The organism is Natronospira sp. (assembly GCF_007134575.1).
GTDB lineage: Bacteria > Pseudomonadota > Gammaproteobacteria > Natronospirales > Natronospiraceae > Natronospira > Natronospira elongata.
On the sequence record NZ_SLKM01000112.1, the window covers coordinates 1 to 4,878 of the forward strand.

Annotated in this window: 4 protein-coding genes; 3 read left to right on the forward strand and 1 reads right to left on the reverse strand. The window is 64.4% G+C overall.

The features are described 5' to 3' along the window. Positions 1 to 32 precede the first annotated feature (32 nt). Together ACJWXQ_RS04375 and polA are read left to right on the forward strand one after the other, a co-directional pair. Positions 33 to 179, forward strand: coding sequence for a lipoprotein (locus ACJWXQ_RS04375; RefSeq protein WP_346050546.1), 147 nt, complete (start codon positions 33 to 35; stop codon positions 177 to 179). Then, entirely contained in the window at positions 176 to 2,884 is a 2,709-nt protein-coding gene (gene polA / locus ACJWXQ_RS04380) for a DNA polymerase I (protein WP_406672244.1), read from the forward strand. Before ACJWXQ_RS04375 ends, polA begins: the two co-directional genes overlap by 4 nt. Positions 2,885 to 3,638: 754 nt before the next feature. Here polA and yihA read toward each other — a convergent pair. Beyond that, positions 3,639 to 4,259 (reverse strand): ribosome biogenesis GTP-binding protein YihA/YsxC, encoded by a 621-nt coding sequence (yihA, locus tag ACJWXQ_RS04385; RefSeq protein ID WP_406672245.1) that lies wholly within the window; start codon positions 4,257 to 4,259, stop codon positions 3,639 to 3,641. Between the two features lie 119 nt (positions 4,260 to 4,378). On the opposite strand from yihA, the gene ACJWXQ_RS04390 reads away from it, so the two are divergent. Then, on the forward strand, positions 4,379 to 4,878 hold a 500-nt coding region (locus tag ACJWXQ_RS04390; protein WP_406672246.1), incomplete at its 3' end, for a c-type cytochrome.

Genomic DNA, 4,878 nt, shown 5'->3' on the forward strand with positions numbered 1-4,878 from the left:
AATCAGAGGTTCCCTAAGTGAACGGATTGTCCATGACCATGCGTATCGCAAGTCTGCTGCTGGTGGCCCTGCTGTTGGCGGGCTGCGGCCAGAAGGGGCCGCTGTTCCTGCCCGAGCCCGAGGAAGAAGAAAGCCAGAACGAGAGCGAGAACAACGACGAGCAGGAGAACGGGCAATGAAACAGCCGGATCTGGTACTGGTGGATGGTTCCTCCTATCTCTATCGGGCCTTTCATGCCCTGCCGCCGCTGACCACCTCCGACGGCCGCCCCACCGGTGCGGTCTATGGTGTGGGAAATATGCTCCGGCGCCTGCGCAAGGACTATGGCGACGCCCATATCGCGGTGGTCTTCGACGCCCCGGGCAAGACCTTCCGGGATGAGCTTTTTGAAGACTACAAGGCCCACCGGCCGCCCATGCCCGATGATCTGCGCGCCCAGATCGACCCTCTGCTGACCATGGTCGAGGCCCTGGGCCTGCCGCTGCTGCGCGAGTCGGGGGTGGAGGCGGATGACGTCATCGGCACCCTGGCCCGGGAAGCGGCCGAACGGGGGGAACAGGTACTGATCTCCACCGGTGACAAGGACATGGCCCAGCTGGTGACCGAACGCATCACCCTGGTCAACACCATGACCGGGAAATACCTGGACCCGGCCGGGGTGGAAGAGAAGTTCGGCATCCCGCCCGAGCGCATCATCGATTACCTGGCCCTGGTGGGGGACAAGTCCGACAACATCCCCGGGGTACCCAAGGTGGGGCCGAAGACGGCGGTGAAATGGCTGCAGGCGTACGGTGACCTGGACCAACTCATGGAAAGGGCCGATGAGATCAAGGGCAAGGTGGGCGAAAGCCTGCGCGAGAACATTGAACAGCTGAAACTCTCCCGGGAACTGGCCACCATCCGGGTCGATCTTGAACTTGGCGTCAAGGAATCGGAACTCAAGCTGGGCGAGGCCGATGTCGCCACCCTGCGCGAGCTTTACCGCAGTCATGAATTCAATTCCTGGCTGCGGGAGCTGGACGAGAACAACGGCAATGCCGGCACCGGCGCCCAGGCCGAGGACAACAGCCAGGGGGACTATCAGGTCCTGCTGGATGAAAAGGACCTGGACGAGTGGATCAAGCGCCTGAAGCAGGCCGAACTGGTGGCGGTGGATACCGAAACCACCAGCATCCACTACCGCCAGGCCGAGCTGGTGGGCCTGTCCTTCGCGGTCAAGGCCGGCGAGGCCGCCTATCTGCCCCTGGGCCATCACTACGACGGGGCGCCGAAGCAGATCGACCGCCAGCGCGCCCTGGACAAGCTCAAGCCCCTACTGGAAGACGAGAAACTGCCCAAGGTCGGCCATCACATCAAGTACGACATGCATGTACTCTCGGCCGCCGGCATCCGGCTGGCCGGGATACACGATGACAGCATGCTCGCCTCCTATGTGCTCGACTCCACCGCCACCCGCCATGACATGGACTCGGTGGCGCAGAAATATCTCGACATCACGCCCATCAGCTATGAGTCCGTTGCCGGCAAGGGCGCAAAGCAGAAGACCTTCGACCAGATCGAGCTCGACACCGCCGGGCCCTATGCCGCCGAGGACGCCGACATCACCCTGCGTCTGCACCAGGCCCTGTGGCCGAAGCTGCAGGCGATCAAGCCGCTCGCGGGCATCTACCGTGATCTCGAGATCCCGCTGATCCCCGTCCTGCAGCGCATGGAGGCGCGCGGCGTGATGGTGGATGCCGACAAGCTGCGCGAGCAGAGCGCCGAACTCAAGGACAGCATGGATGCCCTTGAACGCCAGGCCCATGATGCGGCCGGGCAGAGCTTCAACCTGGGCTCGCCCAAGCAGCTGCAGAAGATCCTGTTCGAGGATCTGGGCCTGCCGGTGGTGCGCAAGACCCCCAAGGGCCAGCCCTCCACCGCCGAGGACGTGCTCGAGGAACTGGCGATCAGCCATGAGCTGCCGCGCATGATCCTCGAGCACCGCGGCCTGTCCAAGCTGCGCTCCACCTACACCGACAAGCTGCCGGAGATGATCGACCCCAACAGCGGACGGGTACATACCTCCTATCACCAGGCGGTGGCCGCCACCGGACGGCTGTCCTCCTCCGACCCCAACCTGCAGAACATCCCCATCCGCCGCGCCGAGGGCCGGCGCATCCGCAAGGCCTTCATCGCCCCCGAGGGCTATCGACTGGTGGCCGCCGACTACAGCCAGATCGAGCTGCGCATCATGGCCCATCTGTCCGGCGACGAGGGCCTGCTCAAGGCCTTCGAGCAGGATCTGGACATCCACGCCGCCACCGCCGCCGAGGTCTTCGGTGGCCGACCGGAAGAGGTGGAGCCGGACCAGCGCCGGGCCGCCAAGGCGATCAACTTCGGCCTGATCTACGGCATGTCCGCCTGGGGCCTGGCGCGCCAACTGGGGATCGAGCGCCAGAGCGCCCAGGAATACGTGGACCGCTACTTCCAGCGCTATCCCGGCGTGGCCGACTACATGGACCGGACCCGAAAACAGGCCCGCGAGCAGGGCTATGTGGAGACCGTCTTCGGTCGCCGCCTGTATCTGCCCGAGATCAACTCCCGCAACGGCCAGCGCCGCCAGTACGCTGAACGCACCGCGATCAACGCGCCCATGCAGGGCACCGCCGCCGACATCATCAAGCGCGCCATGCTGGATGTGGCCGAGTGGCTGAGCACCGAATGGCCCGGGGTCTGGATGATCATGCAGGTCCACGACGAACTGGTCTTCGAGGTACCCGAGGCCGCTGTGGACCGTTTTCGCCAGGCGGTGGCCGAACGGATGGCAAGGGCCGGAGCAGGCAAGCTGTCCGTGCCCCTGAAGGTGGACGCCGAGGACGGGATCGACTGGGAGGAGGCCCATTGATCGCTGCGGGCAATCGGCGTGATTGAAAAAAATTTTTTCGTACGACTTGGAACTTTCCCCGTTTGGCCGCATCATAGTCAGTGAGCGTCGCAAGGCGCTCGCCCACTCCCCTCCCTGAGTGGGAGACGTTCGGTCACCCCAAGCCGGACGTCGCCTGGCCCGGTGTTTTTCCCCCTTTTGACACCGGGCCCCTTTTTGCCCCGGTCCCCCCAGACCGGGGCATTTTTTTTTGGGCCCCGAGGGTGAAGGGTGACCGCTCACCATCGGTCAGTCAGGGGGCATTCGAAACCACCTTGCCATTCCACGCGTGCAGGAGGCCCTGATCAGCCATCCGGATTCACCCTCCACCCTCGGGGCTTGCGCCGCTCAGGCGGGACCGCTCGGTTTCCTCCAGGCACTCGAACTCCCACCTGACCGGCGGAACTTGGCCCCTCTCGGACCAACCAGGCCAGAAAATCCTTTTGTTGTGGCCCCGGCACCGACAAAGCCGATCGAAGCCCCCCCCTGTGGGAGCGGATTCATCCGCGACGAAACCTGCCGGAGGCAGGTTTCGCATGTGGCCAAATCAACCCCCTGTCTTCAAAAGAAGGGTAGAGAGATATCGCGGATAAATCCGCTCCTACAGAAGGGGGCTCCAACCACAACAACTTATAGGGTTTTCCTTGGCGCCTTTGCGCCTTTGCGTGAAACCCGCCCTTGAACTTCTCCGCGCCCTTGGCGCCCTCTGCGCGAGGCCACCTTTTACTAACCCGGGCTAGCCCTCAACCCAGCCCAGCCAGCCGGCAATCACCGCCCGGGCCTCGTCCACGCCCTGGCCGCTTTCGGCCGAGAACAGCTGTACCCCGGCGGCGTCGCCCACGGCGTTGCGGACCAGTTGACGCTGCTTGCCCTGCTGGCCGCGTTTGAGCTTGTCCGCCTTGGTGAGCAGGATGTGCACCGGGCAGTCGATGGCCGCGGCGAATTCCAGCATCTGCTCATCGAAGGGCTTCATGGGGTGGCGGATGTCCATGATGTGGATGATCCCGACCAGGTTGGGGCGCGCCTGGAGGTAGCTCTCGATCAGTCGGGCCCATTTTTCCTTCACCGCCGGTGGCACCTTGGCATAGCCGTAGCCGGGCAGGTCCACCAGCCGGCTGCCGCCGTCCAGTTCGAAGAAATTGATCAGTTGCGTGCGCCCCGGGGTCTTGCTTGTCCGGGCCAGATTGCGCTGGCCGGTGAGGCGGTTCAGGGCGCTGGACTTGCCGGCATTGGAGCGGCCGACAAAGGCCACTTCCGGCAGCTCATCGGCCGGAAACTGGCCCTTCCTGGCGGCGCTGAGGACAAACTGGGCCGACTGCATCAGCCCGCTGATGGATTTTGCTGCCTGCTCACTCATTGACTGGCTCTCGTGGTGATTCCGGTCGGGACGAAAACTTGTGTACAATACCCGACTTTGCGATTTCCAGTTTGTCTAGCCCGGCACCGGCCGGGCGGAATTCAGGAGCCCTGAGAACGATGAGGACACTGCAGCTTCTCGCCGGCATGGCCGCCCTTGCCCTCGGCCTGAGCGTCAATGCCGACCCCCTGGTGGACGGCGACCCGGAGGCGGGTGAGGCCAAGAGCACGGCTTGCGCCGCCTGTCACGGCCCCGACGGCAACAGCACCAACCCGGAATGGCCGAAGCTGGCCGGCCAGCATGCCCGCTACACCCTGAAGCAGCTCCGCGCCTACAAAGACGGCACGCGCAGCGATGCGGTGATGGCGGGTCAGGTCCAGGGCCTGGATGACCAGGACATGAAGGATCTGGCGGTCTTCTACGCCATCCAGACCCCCCAGCCCGGCAGTGCCGACCAGGAGCTGGCTGAAGAGGGCAAGCGGCTTTATCGCGGCGGCAACCTGGAAACCGGCGTCACCGCCTGCATCGCCTGTCACGGGCCCAGCGGCGAAGGCATCCCGACGGCCGACTATCCCATGCTCTCGGGTCAGCACGCCGAGTACACCATCACGGAACTCAA

Bases quoted from the DNA above. Each gene is read 5' to 3' on its own strand.
- ACJWXQ_RS04375 (WP_346050546.1), top strand. From the start codon at position 33: ATGACCATGCGTATCGCAAGTCTGCTGCTGGTGGCCCTGCTGTTGGCG.
- yihA (WP_406672245.1), bottom strand. From the start codon at position 4,259: ATGAGTGAGCAGGCAGCAAAATCCATCAGCGGGCTGATGCAGTCGGCC.
- polA (WP_406672244.1), top strand. From the start codon at position 176: ATGAAACAGCCGGATCTGGTACTGGTGGATGGTTCCTCCTATCTCTAT.